The sequence below is a fragment of the Saccharopolyspora rhizosphaerae genome (assembly GCF_003931915.1).
Taxonomy (GTDB): Bacteria; Actinomycetota; Actinomycetes; order Mycobacteriales; family Pseudonocardiaceae; genus Saccharopolyspora; species Saccharopolyspora rhizosphaerae.
The window spans coordinates 28,766-45,264 of record NZ_RSAA01000007.1 but is presented as its reverse complement, the minus strand read 5'-3'; the positions used below and the strand labels follow the sequence as shown (position 1 = coordinate 45,264).

15 protein-coding genes are annotated in these 16,499 nt (G+C 71.0%); 14 read left to right on the top strand and 1 reads right to left on the bottom strand.

The genetic code is table 11. The features are described 5' to 3' along the window. The first annotated feature begins 192 nt into the window (after positions 1-192). The 4 genes from pqqB to pqqE are packed head-to-tail and all read left to right on the top strand — an operon-like array spanning position 193 to position 3,135. Entirely contained in the window at positions 193-1,086 is an 894-nt protein-coding gene (gene pqqB / locus EIL87_RS06865; RefSeq protein WP_125089339.1) for a pyrroloquinoline quinone biosynthesis protein PqqB, read from the top strand. After that, a complete protein-coding gene (gene pqqC / locus EIL87_RS06860) occupies positions 1,083-1,778 on the top strand; it encodes a pyrroloquinoline-quinone synthase PqqC (protein ID WP_125089338.1) in 696 nt (231 codons plus the stop codon). Before pqqB ends, pqqC begins: the two co-directional genes overlap by 4 nt. Next, complete coding sequence (gene pqqD / locus EIL87_RS06855; protein ID WP_125089337.1) at positions 1,778-2,041, top strand: pyrroloquinoline quinone biosynthesis peptide chaperone PqqD; 264 nt, start codon at positions 1,778-1,780, stop codon at positions 2,039-2,041. The genes pqqC and pqqD overlap by 1 nt, the downstream gene beginning before the upstream one ends. Then, positions 2,041-3,135, top strand: a complete 1,095-nt coding sequence (gene pqqE, locus EIL87_RS06850; protein ID WP_125089336.1) for a pyrroloquinoline quinone biosynthesis protein PqqE — start codon at positions 2,041-2,043, stop codon at positions 3,133-3,135. Before pqqD ends, pqqE begins: the two co-directional genes overlap by 1 nt. A 6-nt stretch (positions 3,136-3,141) precedes the next feature. Here pqqE and EIL87_RS06845 read toward each other — a convergent pair whose 3' ends face one another. Continuing rightward, positions 3,142-3,447 (bottom strand): bifunctional 3-phenylpropionate/cinnamic acid dioxygenase ferredoxin subunit, encoded by a 306-nt coding sequence (locus EIL87_RS06845; RefSeq protein ID WP_199740293.1) that lies wholly within the window; start codon positions 3,445-3,447, stop codon positions 3,142-3,144. Between the two features lie 722 nt (positions 3,448-4,169). On the opposite strand from EIL87_RS06845, the gene EIL87_RS06835 reads away from it, so the two are divergent. The 10 genes from EIL87_RS06835 to EIL87_RS06790 all read left to right on the top strand — a co-directional run bounded on the left by EIL87_RS06835 (position 4,170) and on the right by EIL87_RS06790 (position 16,499). Further along, the gene (locus tag EIL87_RS06835; protein WP_125089334.1) at positions 4,170-4,628 is read left to right on the top strand and encodes an NADH-quinone oxidoreductase subunit NuoE family protein; all 459 of its coding nucleotides are present in this window, start codon (positions 4,170-4,172) and stop codon (positions 4,626-4,628) included. Then, complete coding sequence (locus EIL87_RS06830; protein WP_125089333.1) at positions 4,625-6,154, top strand: formate dehydrogenase beta subunit; 1,530 nt, start codon at positions 4,625-4,627, stop codon at positions 6,152-6,154. Before EIL87_RS06835 ends, EIL87_RS06830 begins: the two co-directional genes overlap by 4 nt. Positions 6,155-6,157: 3 nt before the next feature. After that, positions 6,158-8,968: a formate dehydrogenase subunit alpha gene (fdhF, locus tag EIL87_RS06825; RefSeq protein ID WP_125089332.1), complete on the top strand. Its 2,811-nt coding sequence runs from the start codon at positions 6,158-6,160 to the stop codon at positions 8,966-8,968. Beyond that, positions 8,965-9,198 carry a formate dehydrogenase subunit delta gene (locus EIL87_RS06820; protein ID WP_125089331.1) on the top strand — a complete coding sequence of 78 codons (234 nt, stop codon included), beginning with the start codon at positions 8,965-8,967 and terminating at the stop codon, positions 9,196-9,198. Before fdhF ends, EIL87_RS06820 begins: the two co-directional genes overlap by 4 nt. Before the next feature lie 177 nt (positions 9,199-9,375). Beyond that, positions 9,376-9,711 carry a plasmid stabilization protein gene (locus tag EIL87_RS06815; protein WP_125089330.1) on the top strand — a complete coding sequence of 112 codons (336 nt, stop codon included), beginning with the start codon at positions 9,376-9,378 and terminating at the stop codon, positions 9,709-9,711. 159 nt (positions 9,712-9,870) lie between these two features. Beyond that, positions 9,871-12,453: a LuxR C-terminal-related transcriptional regulator gene (locus EIL87_RS06810; protein ID WP_158628604.1), complete on the top strand. Its 2,583-nt coding sequence runs from the start codon at positions 9,871-9,873 to the stop codon at positions 12,451-12,453. 239 nt (positions 12,454-12,692) lie between these two features. Then, entirely contained in the window at positions 12,693-13,457 is a 765-nt protein-coding gene (locus EIL87_RS06805; RefSeq protein WP_125089328.1) for an MlaE family ABC transporter permease, read from the top strand. A gap of 2 nt (positions 13,458-13,459) precedes the next feature. Next, the gene (locus EIL87_RS06800; RefSeq protein ID WP_125089327.1) at positions 13,460-14,299 is read left to right on the top strand and encodes an MlaE family ABC transporter permease; all 840 of its coding nucleotides are present in this window, start codon (positions 13,460-13,462) and stop codon (positions 14,297-14,299) included. Positions 14,300-14,304: 5 nt separating this feature from the next. After that, a complete protein-coding gene (locus EIL87_RS06795) occupies positions 14,305-15,480 on the top strand; it encodes an MCE family protein (protein ID WP_158628603.1) in 1,176 nt (391 codons plus the stop codon). Further along, positions 15,477-16,499 carry an MCE family protein gene (locus tag EIL87_RS06790; protein WP_158628602.1) on the top strand — a complete coding sequence of 341 codons (1,023 nt, stop codon included), beginning with the start codon at positions 15,477-15,479 and terminating at the stop codon, positions 16,497-16,499. The genes EIL87_RS06795 and EIL87_RS06790 overlap by 4 nt, the downstream gene beginning before the upstream one ends.

The following is a 16,499-nucleotide window of genomic DNA, read 5'->3' as shown; positions in this document are numbered from 1 at the left end:
CCCGTGCCGTTCGTCAGGAGTTCCGCTCCGCCGGTCGGCGATCGGTTGTCATCGTCGCGGCAGATCGCTGAGGCTGTGAACTGCTAGAACACCGAATCGAGGAGGATTCATGACCTGGGAGAAGCCCGAGTACATGGTGATCGACGTCTGCGCTGAAGTCACCGGCTACCACCACCAGGGCTGACGGGCGCCGTGCTGATCCACTGCCTGGGAGTCGCAGCTGGTGGCGGGTACCCGCAGTGGAACTGCGCCTGCGACGGGTGCCGCAAGGCCCGCACCGCGCCGGAGAACGCCTCGGCGCACGCGGGTCTCGCGGTGTCCGGAACGGGTGATCGCTGGTTCCTGCTCAACGCCACCCCCGACGTGCACCACCAGATCGCCGCCGACCCGTCCCTGCACCCCGGGCCCGGGGTCCGGGACACGCCGGTGGCCGGCGTGCTGCTGACCGACGCCGAGTTCGACCACACCATCGGGCTGCTGGTGCTGCGCGAGGGGTCGTCGTTGGACGTCTACGGCACCGCACCCGTGCTGGCCGCGCTCACCGACCACTTCCCGGTGCGCGACCTCGTCGCCGACTACGCCGACTTCCGGTGGCGGGCGGTGCACGTGGGCAAGCCCGTCGACCTCGACGAACGGCTCCAGGTGACGGCCTTCGCCACCGGGAGCAAACCGCCCCGCTACGTCGGGCACCACGCCGGGCCCGGCGAGTGGGAGACCGGCTACGTGCTGCACGACCCCGTCAGCGGTGGCACCGCCGTCTACGCCCCGACCGTGCCGTGCTGGGACGAGCACGTCGCCGAGCAGGTCGCCGACGCCGACTGCGTCTTCGTCGACGGCACGTTCTGGACCGACGACGAGATGGCCCGGCAGGGCACCGGGGACCGGCCCGGCAGGTCCATGGGGCACATGCCGGTGAGCGGCCCGGACGGGTCGGCGCGCCGACTTGCGGCTCTGCCCGCCCGCCGCAAGATCTACGTCCACGTCAACAACACCAATCCCGTCCTCGACGAGGGCTCCGCTGAGCGGGGTGAGCTCGCGAAGCTCGGCATCGAGGTGGGTCGTGCGGGTATGGAGGTCGAACTATGAGGCCGTGGTCGTCGGAGGAGTTCGAAGCGGAACTGCGGGCGGTCGGCGAAGCGCGCTACCACCACCTGCACCCGTTCAACCAGCGGATGCACGCCGGAGACCTCACCGAGGACGAGTTCCGCGGCTGGGTGCGCAACCGCTTCTACTACCAGATCAACCTGCCGATCAAGGACGCCTACGTCCTCGCCAAGCTCCCCAGCGGGGCCGAGCGCCGGAAGTGGATCAAGCGCATCACCGATCACGACGGCACCGCCGACACCGAGGGCGGCATCGAGCGCTGGGTGCGGTTGGGCGAAGCCGTCGGCCTGACCCGCGAGGAGCTCTACGACACCCGGACCGTCCTGCCCGGGGTGCGCTTCGCCGTCGACGCCTACGTCGACTTCTGCCGGCACAAGCCGTGGTTGGAGGCGGTCGCCTCGGCGATGACCGAGCTGTTCGCACCCGGTCTGCTCAGTCGCCGGATCGTCGACGTCCAGGAGCACTACCCGTGGCTGGACTCCCGCGGTCTGGAGTACTTCCGGACCCGGCTGACCCAGCAGCCCGCCGACATCGAGCACCTGCTGGGCCTGGTGCTCACGCACGCGCGGACGCGCGAGCAGCAGGAGGCCTGCTTGCGCGCGCTGGAGTTCAAGTGCGACGTGCTGTGGGCGCTGCTGGACGCGGTCCAGCAGGCCTACGGCAAGGCCGAGTGATGGACGCCGACAGCAAGCCCCGCCTGGTGCCGAAGGCGATGCTCAAGCACGACAAGGTCCGCGACGCCGACCTGCTGCTGCTGCCCGAGCGCGTCGTCCAGCTCAACGTCTCCGGTGCGGCCATCCTGAGGTTGTGCGACGGGACCCGCACCGTGGGCGAGCTCGTCGAGCGGCTGGAGGAGCAGTTCGACACCAGCGGGCTCAACGACGACGTGGTGGCGTTCCTGCGGGACGCACGTGACCAGGGATGGGTGGTGACCTGATGCTCCCCGCGCCGTACGGGCTGCTGGCCGAGGTGACCCACCAGTGCCCGCTGCACTGCCTGTACTGCTCCAACCCGCTGGAACTGCGGGCGCGGGAGCAGGAGATCGGCACGGCGGACTGGACGCGGGTCATCCGCGAGGCCGCCGACCTCGGGGTGGTGCAGGTGCACTTCTCCGGCGGCGAGCCGCTGCTGCGCGGCGACCTCGCCGAGCTCATCGCCCAAGCCCGGGCCTGCGAGCTCTACACCAACCTGATCACCAGCGGGCTCGGGCTCACCGAGGAGCGGGCGAAGTCCCTGGTGGCCGCCGGGCTCAACAGCGCGCAGCTGAGCATCCAGGGCGACACCGCCGAGGCGAGCGAGCGGGTGGCGGCCACCAAGCGGTTCGACAAGAAGCGCGAGGCGGCGCGCACCATCACCGACGTCGGGCTGCCGCTGAGCATGAACGTGGTGCTGCACCGGCTCAACCTCGACCGGCTCGACGCCATCATCGACGTCTGCGAGTCGTGGGGCGCGGAACGCCTGGAACTGGCCAACACCCAGTACTACGGGTGGGCGCTGCGCAACCGGGAACTGCTGCTGCCCAGCCGGGAGCAGCTGGCCGCCGCGGAGGAGGTCTACCACCGCCGCAAGGCGGAGCTGGCGGGCCGGGTGGAGCTGCTGTGGATCCTGCCGGACTACTACGAGCGCTTCCCGAAGCCGTGCATGGGCGGCTGGGCGCGCACCGCGCTGACCGTGGCGCCCGACGGGGTGGCCTACCCGTGCCCGGTCGCCGCCGACATCGACACGGTGGACTTCCCGTCGGTCACCGAGCACCCGTTGGAGTGGATCTGGGCGAAGTCGCCCGGGTTCGAGGCGTTCCGGGGCACGGACTGGATGCCGGAGCCGTGCCGATCCTGCTCGCGCAAGGAGATCGACTTCGGCGGTTGCCGCTGCCAGGCGTTCGCGCTGACCGGTGATGCCGCGCGCACCGACCCGGTGTGCGTGTACTCGCCCGACCACCACCTGGTGGAGGAGGCGGTCGAGGGCGCCAACGAGGGCGCGGACCGCGCGCCGGAACCGGTCTACCGCCGTCCCGGCGCGGCCGTGAGGTGAGCGGGATCAGGCGCTGCGGCCGATGTCGATGTGCACGACGATCTCGTTGCCGCTGACTTCGACGCGGTGGGTGCGCACGGGCTCGGTCGCCGGTGGGCACAGCGGTTCGCCGTTGCGGACGTCGAAGCGGGACAGGTGCACCGGGCACTCCAGCGAGGTGCCGTCGAAGTGCCCTTCGCTGAGGATGCCGCAGGCGTGCGTGCACACGTCGTCGATCGCGTAGAGCCAGCCGCCGACGTTGAACACGACGACCGGGGGCGAGGTGTCGAGGCGCCGGAGGGCGCCGGGCGGGAATTCGTGCAGCCTGCACACCCTGACTCGATGTGTGGCCGGGGGCATCGATGCCACTCCCTTTCGCCAGGAGCTCCGTGGCGCCGGCGTCGCACCGGCCCCGAGGACAACGGTGCCGCAAGCCCCAGCCGATCCTGCGGGCGGAACCGCGGTTCGCGCGCCTGGGATCGTGCGGGGACTTGCGGCACTCGGTGCTGTTCGAGCCACGTGGTGGGAGCGGCCGGTCAGTCCTCGGAGCGGTGCAGGTAGCCGGTGACTTCCGCGCAGACGTCGATCACGGTGTATTCAGGGGTTTCCCAGGTCATCGCGTTCTCCTCAGGTCGTCTCCGCCGGGAGTGCTTCCCGGCGGCGGGGAATCGGGCTGACGAGAATTCCCGAGTTCGCCGCTGGAACCGAAGTTAGGCGCCTCCGGAATCGACCTGCAAGCCGACGGGGACGAGTGCGCGCCAAGCCCGCACGAGCGGCACGCGCTGGACAACCAGCGGCGCGGCGGTGACACGATCACGCGTCGACGCGGATGGGTGAAATTGCTGGTCGGGACTGGTTCCGCTGCGTGTGCGAGACGCCGAACATGACGGGGAATTCGGTTCCAAGAAGCCCCTGTCCAGCGAAGATGAGCCGAATCCGGTGACGCGGTGTGCGCAACGATATTCGGTGCTTATCGCTGCATAAACAGGCGTGCGTTGAACTCAGCGCGACGCAGCGCGACGGTAGACCCAATCTACAACGGAGTGGAGACGCAGATGACGATAGCGGATCGGGTGCGCGGTGTTGTCGAAGCGCACCGGGGCGAGCGCGGTGCCCTGCTGCCCATCCTGCACCACGTCCAAGAGGAGTTCGGCTGGATCGACCCCCAGGTCGTACCGGTCCTGGCCGAGGAGCTCAACCTGTCCCGGGCCGATGTCCACGGGGTCATCTCCTTCTACACCGACTTCCGCTCCGAACCCGCGGGCACCACCACGGTCAAGATCTGCCGCGCGGAGGCCTGCCGGTCGGTGGGCGCCGAGCAGCTGGTGGCCGACGCCGAGCAGGTCTTCGGGGTCAAGGTCGGGCAGACCACGCCCGACCGCTCGGTCACGCTCGACCAGGTGTTCTGCCTGGGCAACTGCGCGCTCGGTCCGTCCGCGCAGGTGAACGGAACCGTGCACGGCCGCGTCGACCGCAGCCGGCTGGTCGAGATCCTCGCGGAGGGCAACGCATGATCACGGTCTACGTCCCCACAGACTCCGCGGCGGTCTCGGTCGGCGCGAACGAGGTCGCGGCAGCGCTGCACCGCGAAGCCGACGAGCCGATCCGGCTGGTGCGCAACGGATCTCGCGGCATGCTCTGGCTCGAACCCCTGGTCGAGGTGGAAACCGAGCGCGGTCGCATCGGCTACGGCCCGGTCACCCCCGGGCGCGTGCCGGAGCTGGTGCGCGCCGGGATGCTGCGCGGCGCCGACCACGAGCTCTGCCTCGGCGTGGTCGAGGAGCTGCCGTGGATGCGCGACCAGCAGCGGTTGTGCTTCGCCCGCGTCGGCATCACCGACCCGGTGTCCACATCGGACTACGAGGCGCACGGCGGCCTGCGCGGGCTGCGCGCGGCGCTGGCGAAGGAACCCGCCGAGGTCGTCGAGGAGGTCACCACCTCGGGCCTGCGCGGCCGCGGCGGCGCCGGGTTCCCGGCCGGGATCAAGTGGAACACCGTCCTCAAGGCCGAGGGATCCGTCAAGTTCGTCTGCTGCAACGCCGACGAGGGCGACTCCGGCACCTTCGCCGACCGGATGCTCATGGAAGGCGACCCGTTCTGCCTCATCGAGGGCATGGCCGTCGCCGCGCACGCCGTCGGGGCCACCGAGGGCTACCTCTACGTGCGCTCCGAGTACCCCGACGCCGTGCGCACGCTGCGCCGCGCGATCGACGCCGCCTACTCGGCAGGCTGGCTCGGACCGGGAGTGCTCGGCTCGGAGCTGCAGTTCGACCTGTTCGTGCGGGTCGGGGCTGGCGCCTACATCTGCGGCGAGGAGACCTCCATGCTGGAGAGCCTGGAGGGCAGGCGGGGGGTGGTGCGCTCCAAACCGCCGATCCCGGCGATCACCGGGCTGTTCGGCAAGCCCACGGTGGTCAACAACGTGCTCACGCTGGCCAGCGTCCCGGCGATCCTCGCCGACGGCGGCCAGGCCTACGCCGACCTGGGAGTCGAGCGCTCGCGCGGCACCCAGGTCTTCCAGCTGGCCGGCAACGTCGCGCGCGGCGGTGTCTTCGAGACCGCCTTCGGCATCACGATCGACGAGCTGGTCAACGGCTACGGCGGCGGCACCCGGTCGGGGCGTCCGGTGCGCGCGGTGCAGATCGGCGGACCGCTGGGCTCCTACGTGCCGCCCGAGCAGTTCGACCTGCCGATGGACTACGAGGCGCTGGCCGAGGCGCAGGCGATGCTCGGCCACGGCGGCATCACCGTCTTCGACGACAGCGTCGACATGGCGTCGATGGCGCGCTTCGCGTTCGAGTTCTGCGCCGAGGAGTCCTGCGGCAAGTGCACGCCGTGCCGGATCGGCGCGGTCCGCGGTGTCGAGGTCGTCGACCGGATCGTGGGAGGCCAGGACCGCGACGGCAACCTCGCGCTGCTCAACGACCTGTGCGAGCTGATGACCGACGGCTCGTTGTGCGCGATGGGTGGTCTCACCCCGAACCCGGTGCGCAGCGCACTGGCGCACTTCCCCGAGGACTTCCAGAAGGAGGCGCAGTAGGCGATGGGTCTGTTGAAGGAACCCGACTTCGGCACCCCTGCCCGAGCGGGGGAGGCCACCGTCACGGTCGAGATCGACGGCGTCCCGATCACCGTGCCCGAGGGCACCTCGGTGATGCGCGCCGCCGCCGAGTCCGGCACCGACATCCCGAAGCTGTGCGCGACCGACAGCCTGGAGGCGTTCGGCTCGTGCCGGCTGTGCCTGGTGGAGGTCGACGGGCGCAAGGGCACCCCGGCCTCGTGCACCACGCCGGTGGCCGAGGGCATGAAGGTCCGCACCCAGACCCCGCGGCTGGAGAAGTTGCGCCAGGGGATCATGGAGCTCTACATCTCCGACCACCCGCTGGACTGCCTGACCTGCTCGGCGAACGGTGACTGCGAGCTGCAGGACATGTCCGGTGTCGTCGGGCTGCGCCAGGTGCGCTACGGCTACGAGGGCGCCAACCACCTCGACGCGCCCACGGACACCAGCAACCCCTACTTCGACTTCGACGCCTCCAAGTGCATCGTGTGCTCGCGCTGCGTGCGGGCCTGCGACGAGGTGCAGGGCACCTTCGCGCTGACCATCGAGGGGCGCGGCTTCGACTCCAAGGTCGTGGCGGGCGCCGGGGACCCGTTCTTGGAGTCCGACTGCGTGTCCTGCGGCGCGTGCGTGCAGGCCTGCCCCACGGCCACGCTGCAGGAGAAGTCCGTGGTCGACCTCGGCATGCCGACCCGCTCGGTGCTGACCACCTGCGCCTACTGCGGTGTGGGCTGCTCGTTCAAGGCCGAGCTGCGCGGTGACGAGCTGGTGCGGATGGTGCCCTACAAGGACGGCGGTGCCAACGAGGGCCACTCCTGCGTCAAGGGCCGCTTCGCCTTCGGCTACGCCACCCACCCGGACCGCAAGCTCAAGCCGATGATCCGGGAGCGCATCACCGACGAGTGGCGCGAGACCGACTGGGACACCGCGATCTCCTACGTCGCCGAGAAGTTCCGCGACATCCAGGCCCGGCACGGGACCAACTCCATCGGCGGCATCACCTCCTCGCGCTGCACCAACGAGGAGGTCTACGCGGTGCAGAAGATGGTGCGCGCGGCCTTCGGCAACAACAACGTCGACACCTGCGCGCGCGTCTGCCACTCGCCGACCGGGTACGGCCTCAAGCAGACCTTCGGCACCTCGGCGGGCACCCAGGACTTCCGGTCCGTGGCCTCCTCGGACGTCATGGTGGTGATCGGTGCGAACCCGACCGACGGGCATCCGGTCTTCGCCTCGCGGATGAAGCGCAGGTTGCGGGAGGGCGCCAAGCTGATCGTCATCGACCCGCGGCGGATCGACCTGGTGCGCACCCCGCACATCGAGGCCGAGCACCACTTGCAGCTCGCTCCGGGCACCAACGTCGCGATGGTCAACGCGCTCGCGCACGTGGTGGTCACCGAGGGGCTGGTCGACGAGTCGTTCGTGGGCTCGCGGTGCGAGGGCTTCGAGGACTGGGCGGAGTTCATCGCGCGACCGGAGAACAGCCCGGAGGCCGTCGAGTCGATCACCGGCGTGCCTGCCGAGCAGGTCCGCGACGCCGCGCGGCTCTACGCCACCGGCGGCAACAGCGCGATCTACTACGGGCTGGGCGTCACCGAGCACAGCCAGGGCTCCACGATGGTGATGGGCATGGCGAACCTCGCCATGGTCACCGGCAACATCGGCCGCGACGGCGTGGGCGTGAACCCGCTGCGCGGGCAGAACAACGTGCAGGGCTCCTGCGACATGGGGTCGTTCCCGCACGAGCTGTCCGGCTACCGGCACGTCTCCGACGACGCCGTGCGCGAGGTGTTCGAGCGGCTCTGGGAGCGGCCGATCCTGCCCGATCCGGGCCTGCGGATCCCGAACATGTTCGATTCCGCCGTGGACGGCACCTTCCACGGCCTGTTCGTCCAGGGCGAGGACATCGCGCAGTCCGACCCCAACACCCAGCACGTGCAGGCCGCGCTGTCGGCGATGGAACTCGTGGTCGTCCAAGACCTGTTCCTCAACGAGACCAGCAAGTTCGCGCACGTGTTCCTGCCGGGCACCTCGTTCCTGGAGAAGGACGGCACGTTCACCAACGCCGAGCGGCGGATCAACCGGGTCCGCCCGGTGATGGTGCCCAAGCCCGGCAAGGACGAGTGGCAGGTCGCCTGCGAGATCGCCCAGGCCATGGGCTACGACATGCACTACGACCACCCGCGCGAGATCATGGACGAGATCGCCGCGGTGACCCCGACCTTCGCCGGGGTGTCGTTCGGCAAGCTCGACGAGCTGGGCAGCGTCCAGTGGCCGTGCAACGACACGGCACCCGAGGGCACGCCGGTCATGCACACCGAGCAGTTCGTGCGCGGCAAGGGGAAGTTCGTGCTCACGCCGTTCGTGGCCACCCGCGAGCGCAGCACCCGCCGGTTCCCGCTGGTGCTGACCACGGGCCGGATCCTGTCGCAGTACAACGTCGGCGCGCAGACCCGGCGCACCGCCAACGTCGCCTGGCACCCGGAGGACGTGCTGGAGATCCACCCGCACGACGCCGAGGACCGCGGCATCTCCTCCGGTGACGTGGTGAACCTCTCCAGCCGGGTGGGCACCACGTCCTTGCGGGCGAAGATCTCCGACCGGATGCCGGTGGGCGTGGTGTACACGACCTTCCACCACCCGGTGACCGGGGCGAACGTGGTGACCACCGAGAACTCCGACTGGGCCACCAACTGCCCGGAGTACAAGGTCACCGCGGTCCAGGTCGCGCGGGAGACGCGCGGCGAGCAGGCCGACGTGGAGCAGCGGGAGGCGGTGTTGAGCGAGTCATGAGCACCGAGGTCTCACCGCAGGTGCGGATGGCCAACGACATCGCCATCCAGTTCGCCCACCTGCCGCAGCGCCAAGCGGCGCGGGAGGTGGCGAACCACATCAAGATGTTCTGGGACCCGAGGATGCGGGCCGAGCTTGACCGCATCGCCGACTCGCCGCCCCCGGACCTGGACCCGCTGGCGCTGGCAGCCGCCCGGCTCTTGCGCAACGCCGACGCGACCACCTCCTGACCCGAGCAGAGGCGCCCGCCACGCCGCCTCGCGTGGCGGGCGCGTCATGCCGGGCGCAGGCCCCTGGGCGAGCGCTGCTGGTGGGAGTGGTGGTGCGTGGCGGGGTGAGTTTGCCGGTTGGGGTGCGTGGGTAGGTCGTTCTTGGTCACACGAGACGCTGAGAACGGAGGGAACGCTATGCCCCAGCGCGCATGGTCCAACAAGGAAGAGCGGCAGTACGAGCACATCAAGCAGGGCACCAAGGAGCACGGTTCCAGCGAGGGGCGCGCTGAGGAGATCGCCGCCCGCACGGTGAACAAGAACCGCGCGCAGAAGGGCACCGCCAAGCAGCGCAGCAAGGTTTCCACCGAGGACATCCCGCCGCAGCGCCGAGGCGGCAAGCGCTCCGGCAAGCGCGAAGGACCGGGTGGACGCACCAAGCAACAGCTCTACGAGGACGCCAAGCGGCAGGGCATCGAAGGTCGTTCCAAGATGACCAAGGAAGAGCTGCAGCGGGCACTCGCCCGGAAGTGAGCCTTGCCGTTCGGGAAGAGGAGCGGAATCTCCGCGTCCGCCGCGGAACCACACCGGAACCGGCGACGTCCGACCGGTGTGCACGCGGCGACGACCCAGCCCCACGGCACCGGTCGCTGACCGAAGGCCGTCGGGCGGTCGGGGATGTGGGGTTCACCAATGCTGACCGAACGGACCGGCGAGCTGGCCCGGCTGTCCGAGGCCCTGGCCGACTGCGAGCGGGGGACAGGCCGGGTCGTGCTCATCGGAGGCGGCCCCGCCACGGGCAAGACCGCTCTGCTGGACGAGCTGCCCGGCCTCGTCGGTGATCGTGCGAGGCTGCTGCGCGCCGTCGGCTCGCGCGCTGAACGGAACCTCGGCCTCGGCGTCGTGACCCAGCTGCTGGACGCCGAACCGTGCGTGCGCGACCGGCTCGCGCCGCTGGACTCCCGCACGTGGGAGGAGGTCGGCGAGCAGCTGCTGGCGAGCGGACCTCCGCTGGTGCTGGCCGTCGACGACGTGCACTTCGCCGACTCCGCTTCGCAACGGGTTCTGCTCTACCTGCGCCGGAGGCTCGCCTCGGCGCGGCTGCTCCTGGTCCTCACCGAGTGGGACCGGCCCCACCTGGCGCGCGAGCCGCTGCACGCGGAGCTGGTCCGCCAACCGGACCACCGCATCGATCTCAGGCCGCTGTCGGAGGCCGGCGCGGCGCAGCTGATCCAGGACCGAGGTGACCGCGCCGCAACGGCTTTCGCGCTCACCGGCGGGAACCCCGCGCTGCTCACCGCGCTCGCCGAGGACGGGCTCGGCGTCGGCCCTCGGTTCCGGCGCGCGGTGCTCGACTGCCTGACCCGCTGGGGCCCGGACTTCCTCGCCGTGGCCGAAGCACTGGCCGTCCTCGGTGACGCGGCCACCCCGCCGCTGGTCGCCGAGCTGCGGTCCACGTCGGCCCCCGTGGTCGGCCCGGTGCTCGAGGCGCTCGAGGCCGCCGGGCTGCTGCGCGACCAGCGCCTGCGCCACCCCGACGTCGTGCTGGAAAGCCTCGACTCCGAGGACGCCGCGTGCTTGCACACGCGTGCCGCGGAACTGCTCCACCGGCGCGGAGCACCCGCGGTCGAGGTCGCCCGCCACCTCGCGGCAGCGGGTGCGGTCCCCGGGCGGTGGGCGCTGCGACCGCTGCGCCACGCGGCCGAGCAGTCCGTTGTGGACGATGCCGAACTCGCCGTCCGCTGCCTGGAACTGGCCCTGAAGGCGTGCGAGGACGAGCGCGAGCGGGTCGAGCTGTCGGCCGCGCTGGTCCGCGCGGCCTGGCGGATCAACCCAGCCCTCGCCGACCGTCACCTCGGCCCGCTGGCCGGCCGGAGCGACCTGGGCTGGCGCGAGGCGGTGCCGGTGGTCCGGTTGCGGTTCTGGCAAGGCGATCCGGCCGGGGAGCTGCTGCGCGCCACCCGTGCCCGCGCGGGCGCGCCGCACCCTCGTGCCGCCGCTGAGCTGCGCATCGCGACCGAGTGGATCCACGGCGGCTTGGCCGACCACGTGCCGCTGGCCGCCGACGGGACGTCCTGGCAGCGCACCGCGCACCTGCTGGAGACCTGGGCGTCCGGCGCTCCCTCCGACGCGCTGCGCGCGGCCGAGCACGTCCTGCAGAGCTGCGCGCACGACGTGCTGCCTGAAGCCGCGTCGGCCGCCGTCCTCGCCCTCGACCACACCGGCCACGCCGACCGCGCCCGGCACTGGTGCGACGTCCTCACCGACCAAGCCCGCAGGCAGGGCGCCACGACCGCACGTGCGCTGATCACCGCCGTCCGCGCCGACATGTCCTGGCGCAGGGGAGACCTCATCGCGGCGGAGACCCAGGCCCAGGAGGCGATGCGGCTGCTGCACCCGCAGAGCTGGGGCGTGCTGGTCGGGCTCCCGCTGTCGACCGCGATCCTGGCCAACTCGGCGCTGGGCCGGCACGACGTGGCCGCCGACCTGCTGACCCGCCCGGTGCCGGAGCAGATGGCCGCCACCACCTTCGGCCTGCACCACCTGCACGCCCTCGGCAGGCACGCGCTGGCCACCGGGCGCACGCTCGCCGCCTTGGACGCCGTCGAGCGGGTGGCCACCCGCATGCGCGGCGCGAACGCGGCGATGCCCACCACCCTCCCGTGGCGCAGCGACCTCGCCCAGGCGTACCTGCTGCTGGGCAGACGCGACGAAGCGCGGCAGCTGGTCACCGAGCAGCTGGCGAGCGCCTCCGGCGGCGTGCGCGTCCGGGCGATCGCACTGCGGGTGCTGGCGGCCTGCAGCGGAGGCCACCAGCGGGTGTCCCTCCTGGGCGAAGCCCTCCCGCTGCTGGAACGCTGCGGCGACCGGCTCGAACTGGCCCGCGCCCTGGCAGACCTCAGCCAGGCCCACAGCGAGCTCGGCCAGCTCAGCAACGCCCGCCTGGTGCTGCGCAAGGCCGACCAGGTGGCCAAGGCGTGCCAGGCCGAAGTGCTGCCCCACCGGGTGCGCGACGACCTCGGCACCCGTCCGCCGCGCGAGGTCGCTTCGACGACCACCCCGCTGCTCAGCGAAGCCGAGCGCAAGGTCGCCGAGCTCGCCGCCCGAGGCGAGACCAACCGGGAGATCGGCCGCCGCCTCCACATCACGGTCAGCACCGTCGAACAGCACCTCACCCGCGTCTACCGCAAGCTCGACGTCCGCAACCGCACCGAACTCCCCGCAGAACTGTCCCACCTCGACGACGACTCCGGCGACCTCCTGCAACCGCTCTGACCGTCACCTCGATGGAGCAGCCGGGGGCGGTGCGATTCCCGTTCGGGCGGGCGCGGTTTCGGCTCCGGGATGTTGACGAACAGGTTGCGCGGTGCGACTATCGTCGGCACTGCAGAGCCCAGCCGTCGCCGAATCTCCACGCGTGACCGTGCCGTTGTCGGGTTTCGTTCTCTCACTTCTCGTGCGCGAGGTCCATCCCTCGCCGCAGTAGATGCTGCCTGCCCGGGGGAGGTCAATCGATGGCGGATTCCGGAACGGCGAAGATCAGCGCGCCTGTCGGCTCCTTCTACCGGCTGACCGCCGAGGTCTTCCGGCAGGGAGTCCGGAGGCCGTTCCAGCTCCGCGAACTCCTCCAGCAGTCCTGGATGGTCGTGAGCGTGTCGGTCGTCCCGACGCTGCTGGTCGCGGTCCCGTTCTGCGTCATCGTCGTCTTCCAGCTCAACCAGCTGCTCACCGAGCTGGGCGCCACCGACCTCGCCGGTGCCGGAGCGGGGCTGGCGGTGGTGCGCGAGATCGGGCCGATGGTCAGCGTCCTGGTCGTGGCCGGGGCCGGGGCGACCGCGATCTGCGCCGACCTGGGGGCGCGGAAGATCCGCGACGAGATCGAGGCGCTGAGCGTGATGGGGCTCAACCCCGTGCAGCGCCTGGTGGTTCCCCGGGTGCTGGCCTCCACGATCGTCGCCCTCGCGCTCAACGGGCTGGTCACCTTCGTCGGCTTGGCCGGCAGCTTCCTGTTCTCGGTGCTCGTGCAGAAGGCCAGCGCGGGCCTGTTCCTGTCGAACCTGACCCTGCTCACCGGTGTCGACGACCTCCTCGTCAGCGAGGTGAAGGCCGCCGTGTTCGGCCTGCTGTCCGGATTGGTCGCCTGCCACCTCGGGCTCAACGCCAAGGGCGGGCCGAAAGGTGTTGGCGATGCGGTGAACCAGACCGTGGTGTTCAGCTTCATCCTGCTGTTCGCCGCGAACTCGCTGATCACGGCCGTGTTCCTGCAGACGAGGGGGTAGCGGTGGCGATCGGCGAGTCCAAGCGGGAGCGCGCGATCCGCGTGCCGCTGCGCAAGCTCGAGGAGACCGGCCGCCAGGTCGTCTTCCACGGCCGGGTCTACGCCTCGGTGCCGACCGCGCTCGCCCGCTACAAGCGCGAGGTGCTGCGGCTGATCGCCGAGGTCAGCCTCGGCACCGGTGGCCTGGCCGTGATCGGCGGCACGGTGGTGATCGTGGTGTTCATGACCGCGGCCATCGGCGTCGAAGTCGGGCTGCAGGGCTACTCCTCGCTGGCCAACATCGGTGTCGAGGCGCTGGCCGGGTTCGTCTCCTCCTACGCCAACACCCGCGAGGCCGCCCCGGTCATCGCCGGGGTCGCGCTGACCGCCACGGTCGGAGCCGGGTTCACCGCGCAGCTCGGTGCCATGCGCATCAGCGAGGAGATCGACGCGCTGGAGGTGATGGCGATCCGCTCGGTGCCGTACCTGGTGACCACGCGCATCATCGCCGGGTTCGTGGCGATCATCCCGCTGTACTCGCTGGCGGTGCTCGGCTCGTTCGCCGCGACGCGGTTGGTGGTGACCGTCGCCTATGGACAGTCGGGCGGGACCTACGACCACTACTTCAGCGCGTTCCTGGTTCCTTCGGACCTGCTGTGGTCGTTCGTCAAGGCGCTGGCCATGTCCGTGGTGGTGATGTCGGTGCACTGCTACCACGGCTTCGCCGCCGCCGGAGGCCCGGCGGGCGTGGGCCGCGCGGTGGGCAAGGCGGTGCGCGGCTCGCTGATCGGCGTGATGCTGGTCGACCTGCTGCTAGACCTGGCGATCTACGGTTCCGCGTCGTCGGTGCACATCTCGGGGTGATGCCGGTGAACGGGAGACACGTGCTGGCCGGGGCCGGGTTCCTCGCGTTCCTGGGGCTGCTGGCGGTGCTGGCGGTCGCGCAGTACCACCGGGCGTTCGACCGGGTCGTGCCGATCACCGTCCTCGCCGACCGGTCCGGGCTGCTCATGGAGCCGGGGTCGCCGGTGAAGCTGCGCGGCGTCGAGGTGGGTTCGGTCAGCGAGGTCACCACCGACGGCAGCGGTGCCCGGGTGACCGTCGAGCTCGACCCCGAGCAGGCCGAGCGGATCCCCGCCGAGGTCTCGGCGAACCTCGTGCCCTCGACGGTGTTCGGCGCCAAGCACGTCGAGCTGCGCGCCGGACGGGACACCGGCGAACACATCACCGCCGGTGCGGTCGTCGACCGGACGCGGGTCAACGTCGAGCTGGACCACACCTTCGACAACGTCATGCGCACCCTGAGCGGCGTGCCGCCGAGCAAGCTCAACGCGGCCCTGACCTCGGTGTCCGGCGCGCTGCAGGGCAACGGTGAGCGCATCGGTGCGCTGATCGCCGACACCGACGCCTACCTGCGCGCGTTCAACCCGCACCTGCCCGAGCTCGAAGCGAGGCTGCCCGAGATCGCCGCCACCGCTGAGGACTACCGCGACGTCGTCGACGACCTCAGCACCACCGCGGCCAACCTCGGCGGCACCAGCACCACGCTGGCCGAGCAGGACCGGGCGTTCGCGGGATTCCTGCTGTCGCTGACCGGACTCGGCAACAGCACCGCGGGGACCCTGGAACGCCACGGCGACCAGCTGGTGCGCACCGTCGACGCGCTCGAACCCACCACCGGGCTGCTGAGCCGCTACTCGCCGGTGGTGCCGTGCTTCTTCCAGGGCGTGGAACGCAACGGTGAGATCATCCGCCAGGTCACCGGCGGTCCCGAGTTCGGTGGCACGCACCCGAACACCCACGTCACCGTGAGCCTGCTGCCCGGCATGCCCGCCTACGAACACCCGCAGGACCTGCCCAAGACCGGTGTGGACACCGGCCCGCAGTGCCACGGGCTCCCGCACGTGCAGGGCATCCCGCCCTACGTCAACTACGACACGGGCGCCAACCCCTACCGCGGCACCGACGAGACCGTCACGCTCAATCCCGACATGCTGGCGATCTACCTGTTCGGCCCGCTCTCCCCGTTCGGAGGTGGCCGGTGAGGAGCGAGGTCGTCAAACTGGCGGTGTTCTTCGCGATCGCCGTCGCAGCCGCCGGCTACATCGGGGTCCTGCTGGCCGAAACCCGCAGCGCCGGGCCGGAAACCCGGGTGCGAGCGGTGTTCTCCGACGTGTCCTACCTGGAGCCCGGCGACCCCGTGCGGGTGGCCGGGGTGCGGGTCGGCCGGGTCGAGGAGCTGCGGATGCGTCCGGACGCGACGGTGCTGGTCACCGCGTCGGTCTCCGGCGCTCCGCCGCTGACCCGCGGCACGCGCGTCGCGGTGAAGTACCGGGACCTCGTCGGCAACCGCTACCTCGAACTCGCCGAAGGCGAGGGCGGCGCACCGCTGGACGACGAGGCCATCCCGGTGCACCGCACCCGGCCCGCGCTGGACCTCGACGTGCTCGTCGGCGGGTTCCAGCCGCTGTTCCAAGCCATGTCGCCGGAACAGGTCAACCAGCTGTCCGGTTCGCTGGTCCAGGTCCTGCAGGGCGAAGCCGGGGCGCTCAACTCGTTCCTGACCTCGCTGGCGTCGGTCACCAACACCCTCGCCGACCGCGACCGGCTGATCGGCGACGTGATCGGCAACCTCAACGCCGCGCTGGCCACCTTCGACCAGCACGACCAGCAGCTCTCCGAGGTCATCGCGCAGACCCGGCAGCTGGTCGACGGCCTGGCCGCCGACCGGCAGTCGGTCACCGGCGCCGTCGACCACCTGCACGGCCTGACCGCCGCCACCGCCGACCTGCTGCCCCGGCTGCGGCCCGACCTCCGCGCCGAGATCGGTGACCTGCAGGCGCTGTCCGGCACCCTCAACGCCAACGACGAACACCTGCGCACCGCCCTCGCCGAACTGCCCGAGGCCTACCGCCGCATCAGCCGGATCGGCGTGCACGGCAACTTCTTCAACGCCTACCTGTGCAGCGTGCGCATCCGCACCAGCGCTCCGACCGGTGGCTACCTGCACACCCCGTGGATCGACAGCGACGTGCGGCGGTGCGCCGAGGAAGCGGGAGGCTGA